The 14,622-nt window shown below is 74.0% G+C and carries 12 protein-coding genes; 3 read left to right on the plus strand and 9 right to left on the minus strand.

Annotated features, from left to right (window positions below; translation table 11 throughout):
* Positions 1 to 64: 64 nt before the first annotated feature.
* The 5 genes from trpS to AB0J08_RS12790 all read right to left on the minus strand — a co-directional run bounded on the left by trpS (position 65) and on the right by AB0J08_RS12790 (position 5,220).
* Positions 65 to 1,105 carry a tryptophan--tRNA ligase gene (gene trpS / locus AB0J08_RS12770; RefSeq protein ID WP_360631448.1) on the minus strand — a complete coding sequence of 347 codons (1,041 nt, stop codon included), beginning with the start codon at positions 1,103 to 1,105 and terminating at the stop codon, positions 65 to 67.
* A gap of 30 nt (positions 1,106 to 1,135) precedes the next feature.
* The gene (locus AB0J08_RS12775) at positions 1,136 to 2,458 is read right to left on the minus strand and encodes a hemolysin family protein (protein ID WP_360631451.1); all 1,323 of its coding nucleotides are present in this window, start codon (positions 2,456 to 2,458) and stop codon (positions 1,136 to 1,138) included.
* Positions 2,459 to 2,560: 102 nt separating this feature from the next.
* Complete coding sequence (locus tag AB0J08_RS12780) at positions 2,561 to 3,553, minus strand: malate dehydrogenase (RefSeq protein ID WP_360631454.1); 993 nt, start codon at positions 3,551 to 3,553, stop codon at positions 2,561 to 2,563.
* A gap of 274 nt (positions 3,554 to 3,827) precedes the next feature.
* On the minus strand, positions 3,828 to 4,253 hold the full coding sequence (locus AB0J08_RS12785; RefSeq protein ID WP_360631457.1) for a DUF3017 domain-containing protein: 426 nt from the start codon (positions 4,251 to 4,253) through the stop codon (positions 3,828 to 3,830).
* Between the two features lie 112 nt (positions 4,254 to 4,365).
* Positions 4,366 to 5,220 carry a bifunctional methylenetetrahydrofolate dehydrogenase/methenyltetrahydrofolate cyclohydrolase gene (locus AB0J08_RS12790; protein WP_360631460.1) on the minus strand — a complete coding sequence of 285 codons (855 nt, stop codon included), beginning with the start codon at positions 5,218 to 5,220 and terminating at the stop codon, positions 4,366 to 4,368.
* Positions 5,221 to 5,724: 504 nt separating this feature from the next.
* On the opposite strand from AB0J08_RS12790, the gene AB0J08_RS12795 reads away from it, so the two are divergent.
* The gene (locus tag AB0J08_RS12795; protein ID WP_360631463.1) at positions 5,725 to 6,471 is read left to right on the plus strand and encodes an RDD family protein; all 747 of its coding nucleotides are present in this window, start codon (positions 5,725 to 5,727) and stop codon (positions 6,469 to 6,471) included.
* Positions 6,472 to 6,608: 137 nt separating this feature from the next.
* Here AB0J08_RS12795 and purH read toward each other — a convergent pair whose 3' ends face one another.
* The gene (purH, locus tag AB0J08_RS12800; protein ID WP_360631466.1) at positions 6,609 to 8,189 is read right to left on the minus strand and encodes a bifunctional phosphoribosylaminoimidazolecarboxamide formyltransferase/IMP cyclohydrolase; all 1,581 of its coding nucleotides are present in this window, start codon (positions 8,187 to 8,189) and stop codon (positions 6,609 to 6,611) included.
* Positions 8,186 to 8,845 carry a phosphoribosylglycinamide formyltransferase gene (gene purN, locus AB0J08_RS12805; protein ID WP_360631469.1) on the minus strand — a complete coding sequence of 220 codons (660 nt, stop codon included), beginning with the start codon at positions 8,843 to 8,845 and terminating at the stop codon, positions 8,186 to 8,188. The genes purH and purN overlap by 4 nt, the downstream gene beginning before the upstream one ends.
* A gap of 488 nt (positions 8,846 to 9,333) precedes the next feature.
* On the opposite strand from purN, the gene AB0J08_RS12810 reads away from it, so the two are divergent.
* Positions 9,334 to 9,987, plus strand: coding sequence for a hypothetical protein (locus AB0J08_RS12810; protein ID WP_360631472.1), 654 nt, complete (start codon positions 9,334 to 9,336; stop codon positions 9,985 to 9,987).
* Positions 9,988 to 10,005: 18 nt separating this feature from the next.
* Here the strand turns inward: AB0J08_RS12810 and AB0J08_RS12815 are convergent, their stop codons facing one another.
* A complete protein-coding gene (locus AB0J08_RS12815; RefSeq protein ID WP_360631475.1) occupies positions 10,006 to 11,580 on the minus strand; it encodes a DUF6350 family protein in 1,575 nt (524 codons plus the stop codon).
* A gap of 135 nt (positions 11,581 to 11,715) precedes the next feature.
* Here AB0J08_RS12815 and AB0J08_RS12820 point away from each other — a divergent pair, with 135 nt between their 5' ends.
* Positions 11,716 to 13,620, plus strand: coding sequence for a LuxR C-terminal-related transcriptional regulator (locus AB0J08_RS12820; RefSeq protein ID WP_360631478.1), 1,905 nt, complete (start codon positions 11,716 to 11,718; stop codon positions 13,618 to 13,620).
* Between the two features lie 107 nt (positions 13,621 to 13,727).
* On the opposite strand, the gene sucD is transcribed toward AB0J08_RS12820, so the two are convergent.
* The gene (sucD, locus tag AB0J08_RS12825) at positions 13,728 to 14,612 is read right to left on the minus strand and encodes a succinate--CoA ligase subunit alpha (protein ID WP_360631481.1); all 885 of its coding nucleotides are present in this window, start codon (positions 14,610 to 14,612) and stop codon (positions 13,728 to 13,730) included.
* Positions 14,613 to 14,622 lie beyond the last annotated feature (10 nt).

The following is a 14,622-nucleotide window of genomic DNA, read 5'->3' on the forward strand; positions in this document are numbered from 1 at the left end:
TCGAAGCGCTCGGAGGCGAAGGGCGAGTCGCTGCCGCCACCATCGGGCAGGCTCGTCGGCGGCGTCACCGCTTGGCGGCCTGGAGGAAGCCGATCCGGTCGTACACCGTCTCCAGCGTCTGCGACGCCACCGCGCGGGCCTTCTCCGCGCCGATCGCCAGCACCCGGTCCAGCTCGGCCGGGTCGTCCAGGAAGCTGCGGGTGCGCTCCTGGAAGGGCGTCACCCACTCGGTGAACAGCTCGGCCAGCTCGGTCTTCAGGGCGCCGTACATCCGGCCCTCGAAGTGCGCGACCAGCTGCTCGACCGACTGGCCGCTGAGCGCGGAGTGGATGCGCAGCAGGTTGGAGACGCCGGCCTTCTCCTCCTCGTCGTAGGAGACGACGGTGCCGGTGTCGGTGACGGCGCTCTTGAACTTCTTGGCGCTGACCTTCGGCTCGTCCAGCAGGCTGACCAGGCCCTTGGCCGAGGAGGCCGACTTGCTCATCTTGACGGCCGGGTCCTGGAGGTCCTGGATCTTCGCCGTCTCCTTCAGGATGTACGGCTTCGGCACCGTGAAGGTCGGGCTGTAGCGGGTGTTGAAGCGCTCCGCGAGATCCCGGGTGAGCTCCACGTGCTGGCGCTGGTCCTCGCCGACCGGCACCGCGTCCGCCTGGTAGAGCAGGATGTCGGCGATCTGCAGGATCGGGTAGGTGAACAGGCCGACGGAGGTGCTCGCGGCGCCCTGCTTGGCGGACTTGTCCTTGAACTGGGTCATCCGGGAGGCCTCGCCGAAGCCGGTGAGGCAGTTCATCACCCAGCCGAGCTGCGCGTGCTCGGGCACGTGGGACTGGATGAACAGGGTGCAGCGCTCCGGGTCCAGGCCCGCACCGAGCAGCTGGGCGGCGGAGATCCGGGTGTTCTGGCGCAGCGTCGCCGGATCCTGCTCCACGGTGATCGCGTGCAGGTCGACCACCATGTAGAAGGCGTCGTTGGCCTCCTGGAGATCGACCCACTGGCGGACGGCACCGAGGTAGTTGCCGAGGTGGAACGAGCCGGAGGTGGGCTGGATGCCGGAGAGCACCCGGGGACGGTCCTTGACCGGACCAGTGACCGCTGCGTTGACCATGCGGGCCATTGTTCCAGTTCCACCGACCGGTCAGGAAACCTCTTCCCCCGGAGGTTCCGCCAGTGTGACCGCACTCACCCCGACCCGGGCGATCCGCCGGCCCTCCAGCTTCGTCACCGTCAGCCGCACCTCCTCGGCCCCGATCGGGATCCTGACCTGGTCACCGTCGACGGGCAGCCGGCCGAGAGCCGCCACCAGACAGCCGGCCACCGTCTCGTAGGGACCCTCCGGCAGGGTGACGCCGGTCTCCTCGGTGAAGTCGCCGAGGTTCAGCAGGCCGTCCAGCTCCATGCCGCCGCCGGCCAGCCGGCGGGTGGTGCTCGGCTCCTGGGTGTCGTACTCGTCGCGGATCTCGCCGATCACCTCCTCGACCAGGTCCTCCAGGGTGACGATGCCGGCGGTGCCGCCGTACTCGTCCACCACGATGGCCAGGTGGTGGCCCTCGCGGCGCATCTCGCCCATCGCCGCCAGCACCCGCAGGGTGGCGGGCAGCAGCTTGATCGGGCGGGCCAGGTCGCGCACCTTCACCGCCTGCTCGCCGCGGACGCCGTACAGGTCGCGGACGTGGACGAAGCCGGTGACCGCGTCGTAGCTGCCCTCGACCACCGGGTAGCGCGAGTGCGGCGAGGAGTCCGCCTGCTCGCGGACCTCGGCGAGCGGGCGTTCGGCGTCGAGGAAGGTCACCTCGGTGCGCGGGACCATCACCTCGCGCAGCTGGCGCTCCCCGGCGGCGAACACGTCCGCGATCAACGCCCGCTCGTCACTGCCGAGTTCGGTGTTGGTCGCGACCAGTCCGCGGAGCTCCTCGGAGCTCATCGACCCGCGCCCGGCCGCCGGGTCGCCGCCGAGCAGGCGGACCATCAGGTTGGTGGAGTGGCCGAGCAGCCAGATCACCGGCCGCAGCGCCACCGACATCACGTCGACCACCGGGGCGGCGAGGACGGCGATGGAGTCGGCGCGCTGGAGGCCGATCCGCTTGGGGGTGAGCTCGCCGAGCACCAGCGAGGCGTAGCTGATCAGCAGGGTGAGGCCGACCAGGGCGAGCGCGTCGGCGACGCCCTCGGAGAGGCCGGCCCCGACGAACAGCGGCGCCACCTTGCCGGCCAGGGTGTCCGCGCCGAAGGCGGCGGAGAGGAAGCCCATGCAGGTCACCCCGACCTGCACGGCGGCCAGGAAGCGGTTCGGGTCGGCGGCCAGGTGTGCGGCCCGTGCCGCGCGCCGGGTACCGCGCGCCTCCAGCGACCTGATCTGGCCCTCGCGCAGCGAGATCAGCGAGATCTCGGCGACGTTGAACAGGCCACCCAACATGATGAAGACGAGGACGAGGGCCGCGTCCTCCAGGGTTTCGTTCACAGCGGGTCAGTGTAGGGCGACGGCCCGCCGCCTCCGGTGAAGGAGGCGGCGGGCCGTCGAAGGTCGTGCCGGGATCGGGCCCGGATGCCGGGCCCGGACGACTCAGATGAGGCCGAGCCCGGCGACCGCGTCGCGCTCCTCGACCAGCTCCTGGACCGAGGCGTCGATGCGGCCGCGGGAGAAGTCGGAGATCTCCAGGCCCTGGACGATCTCGAACGCGCCGTCCTTGGTGGTGACCGGGAAGGAGGAGATCAGGCCGGCCGGGACGCCGTAGGAGCCGTCGGAGACGACGCCCATGGAGGTCCAGTCGCCCTCGGCGGTGCCGTTGACCCAGGTGTACACGTGGTCGATGGCGGCGTTGGCGGCCGAGGCGGCCGAGGAGGCGCCACGGGCCTCGATGATCGCCGCGCCGCGCTTGGCGACGGTCGGGATGAAGTCGCCCTCCAGCCAGGACTGGTCGGCGCCGACGGCCTCGAAGGCCGGCTTGCCGGCGATCTCGGCCTGGAAGATGTCCGGGTACTGGGTGGCCGAGTGGTTGCCCCAGATGGTGACCTTCTTGATCTCCGACACGGCGGCGCCGGTCTTGAGGGCCAGCTGGCCGAGCGCGCGGTTGTGGTCCAGGCGGGTCATCGCGGTGAAGCGCTCGGCCGGCACGTCCGGGGCGTTGCGCTGGGCGATCAGGGCGTTGGTGTTGGCCGGGTTGCCGACGACCAGGACCTTGATGTCGTCCGCGGCGTGGTCGTTGATGGCCTTGCCCTGCGGACCGAAGATGCCGCCGTTGGCCTGCAGCAGGTCGCCGCGCTCCATGCCCGCGGTGCGCGGACGGGCGCCGACCAGCAGGGCGACGTTGGCGCCGTCGAAGGCCTCGTTGGCGTTGTCGGTGATCTTGATGTCGCGCAGCAGCGGGAAGGCGCAGTCGACAAGCTCCATCGCGGTGCCCTCGGCGGCCTTCAGGCCCTGCGGGATCTCCAGGAGGCGCAGGTTCACCGGCACGTCGGCGCCGAGCAGGTGGCCCGAGGCGATGCGGAAGAGCAGCGCGTAGCCGATCTGGCCGGCCGCTCCGGTGATGGTGACGTTGACGGGGGTGCGGGTCATTTCTACCTTCTCCAGCAAATCGCCAGGTGCCCCAGGCACACCGGCGCACTGGAGCCGAGGATGATCTCTCGACGTCGAGAGACCGGCGTCAGGTTATCGCAAAGCGAAGCGTACGCCGCGGGTTCGGCAGTGGCTGATTGGTCACAGACGATGACGGCCCCCGCCCGGTGCGGGCGGGGGCCGGTCGGACGACCCGGACGGGCGGCGCTCGGCGGTCGGTGCCCGGGCGGCCGGGGCTCGGCGGTCAGGGCTCGGGCGGCCGGGGCTCGGGCGGTCAGTGCTTCGGTCGCCCGATCAGCTGGCCGACGTTGTCCAGCAGCGGGAACTCCAGCCACGGATTGGGCTGGGCCACCAGGGTCAGCAGCACGATCGAGAGGCCCAGGAACGTCAGCACGATCACGTCGGTGAACCGGCTGCGCACCGCCAGCATGCCGACCTCGGGCAGGACCAGCCGCAGCACCGCGCCGAGCAGGACGCCGCCGCCCAGGATCAGCAGCCCGTACTTGAAGCCGTCCTTGAAGTCGGCGAACCAGGTGACGGCGAGCCCGGCGCCGACCACCAGCAGGACGAGCGTTATCGGCCACTGGCGCACCGGCAGGGCGTGCTCACGCCCCAGCGCCGCCGCCGACCCCTCGGGGGGCAGCGTCCCGGTGGTCTTCACCGGCCTGCGCGGCGAACGCGCCGGCCGTGGGCCGCTCATGCGCCCACCTCGCCGCGCTCGGCCGCCGCTTCGCGAAGCGCGCGGCTTCCCGCCGTTCGCTCGGTCCGCCCGTTCATAGCTCGCCGTCCCTCTGATGTCGGATCGCTGGTGCTCAGATGCCGGCGCGGCGCTCGGCCGCCTCGACGATGTTGTTCAGCAGCATGGCGCGGGTCATCGGGCCGACGCCGCCCGGGTTCGGGGAGATCCAGCCGGCCACCTCGGCCACGCCCGGGTGCACATCGCCGACGATCTTGCCCTCGCTGCGGCTGACACCGACGTCCAGCACGGCCGCGCCGGGCTTGACGTCCTCCGGCTTGACCAGGTGCGGCACTCCGGCGGCGGCCACCACGATGTCGGCCTTGCGCAGGTGGTAGGCGAGGTCCCGGGTGCCGGTGTGGCAGAGGGTCACGGTGGCGTTCTCGCTGCGGCGGGTGAGCAGCAGGCCGATCGAGCGGCCGACGGTCACGCCGCGGCCGATCACGACGACCTCGGCGCCGTTGATCTCGACGCCGTGGCGGCGCAGCAGCTCGACGATGCCGAGCGGGGTGCAGGGCAGCGGGCCCTCGATGCCCAGCGCGAGGCGGCCGAGCGAGGTGGGGTGCAGGCCGTCGGCGTCCTTGTCCGGGTCCATCAGCTCCAGGACGGGGTTCTGGTCGAGGCCCTTGGGCAGCGGGAGCTGGACGATGTAGCCGGTGCAGGCCGGGTCGGCGTTGAGCTCGCGGACGACGTTCTCGACGTCCTCCTGGGTGGCGGTGGCGGGAAGTTCGCGCTGGATCGAGGCGATGCCGACCTCGGCGCAGTCCTTGTGCTTGCCGTTCACGTACCAGCGGCTGCCGGGGTCGTCGCCGACCAGGACAGTGCCGAGACCGGGCGTGACGCCCTTGGCGCGAAGGGCCGCCACGCGGACGGCGAGTTCGGACTTGATCGCGGCGGCGGTGGCCTTGCCATCGAGAATCTGGGCAGTCATGACCCCATTCTCCCGGATCCCGGAGGCGGACCGCGCCAGCCCCCGTGGTACCGGTCCCGGGATCCGGGACCGGTCCGGAATCGTTCGGACCACGTTGCGGTTGCGCCACAGTCCGGTCCGCCACGCGGGCGCGGCTGGACAGCGCCGGGCTGTCCGGTTGACGATAAGCGGGCATTCCCTGCCGCCTCCGGCCCGGTGACGGACCGACGGACACCCAGGCGGGGGCGTACCCGGGGGAAGAACAGAGTGAGCCGACCACACCACACCGTGCCGCCCGACCGCCACGGCCGCGTGCTGCCAGGACCGCAGCCGTCGATGCTCCCGTTCGCGCCGGACCGGCGCCACCCACGTTCCTGAGCCGTGCCGGCGGGCGCCGGATCGTTCGCGCCCCCGTTGTCACCGCGCTCCGCTATCGTCCCGTCCGTCCGGTGGCCCGACCCGCCGGTGCGTTCCGGGCTCTGCGCTGTTCCGTCCCATGTCCCCACATCATGCCCGGAGGCATCGATGAGTTACCCGCCCGATCCGAACAACCCGTACGGCCAGCAGCCCCCGCCGCAGGGGTACGGCTACCCGCAGCAGGCCCCGCCGGCCGCCGGGTACGGCTACCCGCAGCAGCCGCCGCAGGCCCCGCAGTACGGCGTGCCGCAGCAGCCGGCGTACGGGTACGCGCCGATGCCGGGCACCATCCAGGCCAACAACGGCTACATCAACATCGCCCAGCTGGGCACGGTGAAGATCGCCACCATGGGTCAGCGGTTCCTGGCCCGCCTGATCGACGGCGCCGCGATCGGCGCGGTCGTCGCCCTGGTGATGGCGCTCGGCCTGGCCAGTGCGCTCGGCATCGCCAAGGACACCCAGGACTGCAGCAGCAAGTACACCTACGGTGGCTCCAACTCCGCGTACTACGACTGCCTGAACGCCAACAACGACGCCGCCGCCGGCTTCTTCGTCACCATGATGATCATGGTCGGCGTGCTGTCGGTGTTCAACCTGCTCTACGAGTGGCTGATGGTCTCCTTCGCGGGCGCCACCCTCGGCAAGCTGGCCCTGGGGCTGCGCGTCGTCAAGGAGAGCAACGGCCAGGTCCCCGGTCTGGGCGGCGGCTTCATCCGCTTCATCATCCCGATCGTCGGCGCGTTCCTCTGCTACATCGGCGCCGCGCTGGTCTACCTGTCCCCGTTCTTCGACAACTCCGGGAAGCTGCAGGGCTGGCACGACCGTGCCGCCGGCACCCTGGTGATCAAGAAGTAACGCACCGGACGGCATGACGGAGCGGCCCGGTCCCTCGAAGGGGGGACCGGGCCGCTCCGTCATGCCGTCACCTCACCGGCGTGGTCACCGGCTCCGGTGCCGAATGTCGGAGCCGGAGCCGGAGCCGGGTGTCGGTGTCAGTGGAAGAAGTGGCGGGTGCCGGTGAAGTACATGGTCACGCCGGCCTGGGCCGCCGCCGCGACGACCTCCTCGTCCCGGATCGAACCGCCCGGCTGCACCACGGCCTTGACGCCGCCGTCGAGCAGGATCTGCAGACCGTCCGCGAACGGGAAGAAGGCGTCGGAGGCGGCGTACGAGCCCCGGGCCCGGTCGCCGGCCCGCTCCACCGCGAGCTTCGCCGAGTCGACCCGGTTGACCTGGCCCATGCCGACGCCCACCGAGGCGCCGTCCTTGGCCAGCAGGATCGCGTTGGACTTGACGGCCCGGCAGGCCCGCCAGGCGAAGGCCAGCTCGGCCAGCTCGGCCTCGGAGAGCGCCTCACCGGTGGCCAGCGTCCAGCTCGCCGGGTCGTCGCCCTCGGCGTGGATCCGGTCGGCGTCCTGGAGCAGCGCACCGCCGGAGATCGGGCGCACCTCCTGGCGGTTGGCCGGTGCCTCGGGAGCGAGCAGCACCCGCAGGTTCTTCTTGCGGGCGAGCACCTCGACGGCGCCGTCCTCGTAGCCCGGGGCGACGACGACCTCGGTGAAGATCGGGGCGATCTGCTCGGCCAGCTCGACGGTGACCGGGCGGTTGACGGCGATCACGCCGCCGTACGCGGAGACCGGGTCGCACTCGTGCGCCTTGCGGTGCGCCTCGGCGACGTCCGCGCCGGTGGCGATGCCGCACGGGTTGGCGTGCTTGATGATCGCGACGGCCGGCTCGGCGTGGTCGTACGCGGCGCGGCGGGCGGCATCGGTGTCGACGTAGTTGTTGTACGACATCTCCTTGCCGTGCAGCTGCTCGGCGCCGGCCAGGCCGCCGGTGCCGTCGCTGTAGAGCGCGGCGCCCTGGTGCGGGTTCTCGCCGTAGCGCAGCACGTTCTGGCGCTCGTAGGTGGCGCCCAGGAACTGCGGGAAGCCCTCGACGTCGCCGGCCGCGTAGCCGGCCTCGAACCAGGAGGCCACCGCGACGTCGTACGCGGCGGTGTGCGCGAACGCGGCGCCGGCCAGGCGCTTGCGGGTGGCCAGGTCGAAGCCGCCCTCCTGGACGGCCTTCAGCACGTCGCCGTAGCGGGCCGGGTCGACCACGACGGCGACCGACGGGTGGTTCTTGGCCGCGGCGCGGACCATGCTCGGGCCGCCGATGTCGATCTGCTCGACGCACTCGTCCGGGGTGGCGCCGGAGGCGACGGTGGCCTTGAACGGGTAGAGGTTCACCACGACCAGCTCGAAGGGCTCGACGCCCAGCTCGGCCAGCTGCGCGCGGTGCGACTCCAGCCGCAGGTCGGCGAGCACGCCGGCGTGCACGCGGGGGTGCAGCGTCTTCACGCGCCCGTCGAGGCACTCGGGGAATCCGGTCAGCTCGGAGACCTCGGTCACCGGGACGCCCGCGGCGGCGATCCGGCCGGCGGTGGAGCCGGTGGAGACGATGACGACCCCGGCGGCGTGCAGGCCCTGGGCCAGCTCCTCCAGACCGGTCTTGTCGTACACGCTGATCAGCGCGCGGCGGATCGGACGGACGTTCTCGGAGACAACGGGCGTGGTGGGGGCGGCGCTCATGCCGGAATCCATACCTTTCGGTCCTCGATGCGGTGACCCTCGCGGGCCAGCCGGCCCACGATGTCGACGAGCAGCTTTCGCTCGACAGTCTTGATGCGCTCGTGCAGCGCTTCGCCGCCATCGGCGTGGTCGGCGTCGGTGACCTCGACGACGCCCTGCGCGATGATCGGCCCGGTGTCCACGCCGGCGTCGACCAGGTGGACGGTGCAGCCGGTGACCCTCACCCCGTAGGCGAGCGCGTCGGTGACGCCGTGGGCACCGGGGAAGGCGGGCAGCAGAGCGGGGTGGGTGTTGATGATCCGCCCGGCGAAGGCGGAGACGAACCCGGATCCGAGGATCTTCATGAAACCGGCCGTGACCACGAGGTCCGGCTCGTACGCCGCGACGGACGCGGTCAGCGCGCGGTCCCAGTCGGCGCGGTCGGCGAAGTCCTTCACCCGGTGCACGAAGACCGGCAGCTCGGCCCGCTCGGCACGCTCCAGGCCCGCGATGCCGTCACGGTCGGCGCCGACGGCGACGATCCGCGCGCCGAAGGCCGGGTCGGCCGCGGCATCGATCAGCGCCTGCAGGTTGGTGCCGGAGCCGGAGACCAGCACCACCAGGCGGGCCGGGCCGGGTGTGCGGGGCGGGAAGAGCTGAGCGGGGGCGGCGGCCACTGCGCGATTCTCCGTAGGTCGGGCGCCGCCCGCTGGTACATCCACCGGCGGTGGGGCCACTACGAACGGCAGGTCGAGCGAGGAGGAACACCGGAGGAACCCGCCACGACGCGGGGCCCGGGGAACCTATCTGAGCTGCTGACCGTCACCACGATAACGGCTGGTCGGACGGCCCCTGAAACGCCCTGACGGCGCTACGCGCGTAGTTGAGACGGGGATCTCCATCGGGGCGCCGTTCACCCGCCGTCCGCCCCGCGTCCGCCTACGGACGGCATGCGGACGGGATGCGGACGGGGTACGGACCGGGGCGCATCCGCGAGGCGGGCGCTGGGCCGCCGGGTGCGGACGGGGGCGGCCGGGCCGTCGCGGGTTCGCCGGCGCGATGGAATCGGCCCCGAAAACAGGCCGCCGACGGCCCCACGGGCGACCGCGGGATCATAGGGTGGCGCGGGCGTCCGCCCCACCGACCGAGAAGGAATGGCTGAACCATGAGCAGCGGTGACAACACCGGCGAGCGCAACCCCTTCGCGCCGCCGCCGGCGGATGCCCCGGACCAGCCGTGGCAGCCGCGCAACCCCGGACCCACCGAGGGTCCGGACGCGCCCGACGCCGACGGGAACCCGGACGAGCGCCCGCAGGTCCCGCCACCGCACCCGTGGAGCCCCGGCTACCAGGGCGGCGGCTGGCACCCCCGCCCGCCCGCCCCGCAGCCGCCCAAGCTCGACCCGGCCGACCCGGCGCAGCGCAAGGCCCGCAACGCCGCGCTGGCCGGCATGGGCGCGCTGGTCTGCGCGTTCGCCTCGCTGCACTACGTCGCGCTGTTCGTCGGCGCGCTGGCCATCGTCTGGGGCGTCACCGCGATGCGGGCCCCCAAGCCGGCCGCCGCCACCGGCCCCGGCGCCGCCTCGCCGGCCGCCGTCGCCGGCGAGACCGCCGCCCCGAACCCGCTGACCCCGGCCGCCCTGGCCGGGGTGCTCACCGGCGCGATGACGGTGGTCTTCGTCTCCTCGGTGATCGGCCTCAGCCTCTACTACAACGACTACGTGACCTGCGTGCGGGACTCGCTCACCTCGACCGGTGCGGACAACTGCGAGCGGCTCGCGCCGAAGTGGTACGTGGACATCACCAAGAACCGCGAGTAGCGGGAGCGGCGGGGCCGGTCAGTGCGCGCGGTCCGCGCCCGCCGCGCCGCGGGCCGCAACGCGGTCGACCTCGACGCGGCCGGCCTCAACGCGGTCGACCACGGCGCGGTCGGCCTCGATGCGGTCGGCAGACCGGCCCAGCCGCAGCACCACCGCGTACGCGCGGGCGCGTAGCAGCAGCGCGCCCCGGCGTGCGTAGCCGGTGCGCGAGCCGCCCGCCGCACTGCCCTGACCGCCGCCCAGCACCCGGGCCCGCGTCAGCAGGGCGCCCGGGACGGCGACCACGGCGATCCAGCCCGCCGCCGCCAGCCCCGTCCGCCACGGCACCGGGCCCAGCTCCGCCATCCGGCCGCCGGCCAGCGCCCCGCCGGAGAGCCAGCCGAGCGCCGCCACGGCCGCACCGGTCAGCAGGGCCGCCGCCAGCACCGCGCCGACCGTCCCCACCGGGTGCCAGGCGGCCGGCTCATCCCGGCCGTCCAGATCGTCCAGGCCGTCCGGGTCGTCCGAGTACCGGTCCGCCCGGCCGGGGCCGACCGGTACCCGGGCCCCGCCGGCCGCCGCCCGGCCCAGCAGCACCGCCGGGACCACTCCGGCCAGAGGCGGCAGCAGGCAGGCCAGCAGCCGCCAACCACCCGCTCCGGGCTCGGCCACCAGCGCGAACAGCGGAAGCTCCGGCAGCGGCCCCAGCACCGTGCCGGCCGGTGCCACCAGCGTTCCCGTCCCCGCCGCGAACCCCGGGCCCAACGCGTAGGCCGTGCCCCAGAGCACCGCGTTCGGCAGCAGCACCACGCTGAGGAGCAGCAGCCCGGCCGCTGCGGCCGGGCCCTGCGCGAGCGCCGTCGCGCGGTGCCCCGCACCGGTCACCGCGTCCAGCACCGCCGCCACCGCGACCACCGCCGCGCCCGCCGCCAACAACCCCGCCCCGCCGGCCAGTGCCGCCGTCCGGACGGCCGCCGCGCCCCCGTCGAAGCGGGCCCACCCGGGCACCCGGTCCAGTGCCCGCCGTCGGAGCACCTGCCAGGAGGCGGACCAGGGCGCCGGCCAGGGCTCACCCGCCGTCCGGCCGCGTTCCGGCACCCGGCGGGCCGTCCGGGCACCGGCCGCCGTCGCGACGGCGGCCAGCAGCGCCACCACCAGGACGTCCGGCAGCGCCCGGGCCCGGAACGGCCCGGTGCCCGCACACTGAGCGACCACCGCCACGGCGACCGCGCAGTAGCCGGACCACACCGCCAACGGACCACTCCAACGCGGTCGCAACCGGTGCCGGACCGCCACCCGCGCACCCGCACGGTGCAACTGGCCCACCGCCAGCAGGCCGAGCAGCAGCGGAGTCACGGTCAGCGGGGCGTCCAGCGGGCCGCGGAGCACCGGTGCACCGTGCCCGAGCAGCCAGATCACCCCGGCCAGCCGGACCGCGCCGGCCGCACCGTCGTCCGCGTACGGGGTCACCACCCAGAGCCCGAGCACCGGTACGGCCACTACCGCCAGGCCGAGCAGCGCCGTCCGCACCCCGGTGAGCAGATCGGCCAGAACGGGTCTGGCGCCCAGCTCGCCCGGCACTTCCAGGATCGGACGGCCCATCAGCTGCGTCATGCGCCTCATGGTGCCAAGGCGACTCGCCATGCTCCGTGAAGAGGCAAACCATCGTCGTGTCCCAGATTATTGGCTTATGCGCATTTTCAGACCCTGCCCTCATGCCGTCGCCCCCGCTCCGGCCCGGAGCGTCTGATGACCACGCCGCCGACTGCCGAGCGCCCCGCCGGCGCCCCCGCCGCCGACCACCCCGCCGCCTCCGCCGACCCGCCCGCACCGCAGGGGCGCCCCGGCGAGAGTCGCTCCGGTCGCGGCCGGACCGCGAAGGCCGCCAACGCCGCCCGGGCGGCACGGACCGCCGAGCCCGACGGGCCGACCGGCGGACCGGCGGACGGAGCGACCGGCGGACCGGTCGGCGGACCCGCCGGTGGCCAGGACGAGGCGCTCCGGCTGCTGCGGCAGCTGACGCCCCGTGAAGCCCAGGCCCTGGTCCAGCTCGCGGCCGGCCGGGACCTCACCCGGTCGGCGGCCGCGCTGGGGGTCACCCCGGCCACCGCGCGCAGCTACCAGCACCGGGCCATGCGCAAGCTCGGCACCCGGACGCACGCCGAGATCGCCGCCTTCGCCGCCCTGCTGAGCAGCGCTCAGGCCGCCTCCGCGAGCCCCACCGGCCCGTCGGACGGCCCTCCCCGCGGCACCCCGACGGAGGCTCCGGCCGGGCGGGCGGGGCGGCGCGGGCGCACCAGGACCCGGCCGAACGCCCCGGCCACCCCGGCCACCCCGGCCACCCCGGCCACCGCCGTACCCGACGCGAGCCCGCGCACGAACACCACCGCGGCGAGCACCCCCGGAGCGGCCGGCCCGGCGGCCGCGCCCACCGGGGTGCCCCGGACCAAGGGCGCGACCACGCCCCGCCCCGGCCCGGCCACCGCGCCGCCGCCCCGGCCGAACGGCCGCAGGGCCGCCACCCCCGGCCAGGCCGGCGCAGGCGCGGCGAGCGCACCGTCGGAGCAGCGGGGCACCGCCCGTCCGGTGTCCGCGCCGGCGCCCGCCCCCGCCGCGCACGAGCAGGTGCCCGCGCCGGTGCCCTCCTTCGAGGAGCTGTACGAGACCACCCACACCCGCCTGGTCCAGCAGGTGTTCCTGCTCACCTCCTGCAAGCACCGCGCCGTGCACTGCGTGCGGCTGGCCTTCGGCGAGGCGGGGCGGCGCTGGGACGAGGTGACGGCCGGGACCGATCCGGAGGGGTGGGTACGGGCGCGGGCCTGCGAGGCGGCGCTCTCCCCGTGGCACCGGGGCGGTCCGCGCCGGGCCCACGTCTGGCGACTGCCGCACCGGCGGATCAAGGTCCGCCCCGCCGACGAGTCGCAGGCCGTGCTGCCGGACCACGACCGCCTCACCGACCGCGACCGCGCGCTGCTCAAGGCGCTCAAACGGCTCTCCCGCCCGCAGCGCCGGACGCTGGTGCTGCACGACGGCCTGGGCCTGCCCGCCGCCGCCGTGGCCGTCGAGGTGGAGTCGACCCGGGCCGCCGCCGAGGGCCGGGTCTGGGCGGCCCGGGCGGCGCTGGCGCAGTGGGTGCCGGATCTCGTCGGGCCCGACCCGGCCGCGGAGGGTTTCGCCGACCGGCTCGCCGGGCTGCTGCACCGGGCCGCCGTCCGCGGCTGCCCGCAGCCGCACCGGCCACCGGTCCCGCTGCTGCGTGCCCGTCACGGTCTGGCGAACGCCGCCCGGACCGGCGCGGCGGTACTGATCACGGTTGCGGTCGGCGGCGCGGCGGCGGCGACGCTGGCCGGCAGCGGCCCGGGTTCGCTGTTCCGCCGACCGCCCGAGCCGCCCGCGCAGACGGTCTGCGGCGCGGTCAACGGCTCCGCCGTCCCGCTCGCCCCCGACGGCCCGCTGACCGGGATCCGCAGCCTCTGGTGCAGTCCGGCGCCGGGCGTGGAGCCGGTCGTGACGGGCCCCCCGCCGCCCCGGGCCCCGCTGTGGGAGCTGCCGGCCGCCGGGCGCGCGACGGCGGCCCTGCCCCCGCCCGGCTCGGCGGCGGGGCCGTCGGCCTGCACCCGCTGGGCGCTCCACCCCTGCCCTGCGGATCACTAGGGTCCGAGAAGCCGGAGCGGGCCGCGCCCCCCGCGATCCGGCCGGGGCACAACGGCGAGCGCCCCCGCCCGGAGGTCCGGACGGGGGCGCTCGACAGCCGGGAGGCGTCAGCCGTTGATCAGCTCACGCGCCAGGCGGGCGGTCTCGGACGGCGTCTTGCCGACCTTGACACCGGCGGCCTCAAGGGCCTCCTTCTTCGCCTGCGCGGTGCCCGAGGAGCCGGAGACGATGGCGCCGGCGTGGCCCATGGTCTTGCCCTCGGGGGCGGTGAAGCCCGCGACGTAGCCGACGACCGGCTTGGTGACGTGCTCGGCGATGTAGGCCGCGGCACGCTCCTCGGCGTCGCCACCGATCTCACCGATCATGACGATGAGCTCGGTCTCCGGGTCCTCCTGGAAGGCCTTGAGCGCGTCGATGTGGGTGGTCCCGATGACCGGGTCACCGCCGATGCCCACGGCCGAGGAGAAGCCGATGTCCCGCAGCTCGTACATGAGCTGGTAGGTCAGGGTGCCGGACTTCGAGACCAGACCGATCTTGCCGGAGCTGGTGATGTCGGCCGGGATGATGCCGGCGTTCGACTGTCCGGGGCTGATCAGGCCGGGGCAGTTCGGGCCGATGATCCGGGTCTTGTTGCCCTTCGAGCCCGCGTACGCCCAGAAGGCGGCGGTGTCGTGCACCGGGACGCCCTCGGTGATGACGACGGCCAGGCCGATCTCGGCGTCGATGGCCTCGACGACGGCGTCCTTGGTGAACTTCGGCGGCACGAAGATGACGGTGACATCGGCACCGGTCTTCTCGATGGCCTCGGCGACGGAGCCGAAGACGGGCACCTCGGTGCCGTCGACGTCGACCGTGGTGCCGGCCTTGCGCGGGTTCACACCGCCGACGATCTGGGTGCCGGAGGCGAGCATGCGGCGGGTGTGCTTCATGCCCTCGGAGCCGGTCATGCCCTGGACGATGACCTTGCTGTCCTTGGTAAGGAAGATAGCCATGGTGAGAAGT

This window comes from Kitasatospora sp. NPDC050463, assembly GCF_040655255.1.
Classification (GTDB): Bacteria; Actinomycetota; Actinomycetes; order Streptomycetales; family Streptomycetaceae; genus Kitasatospora.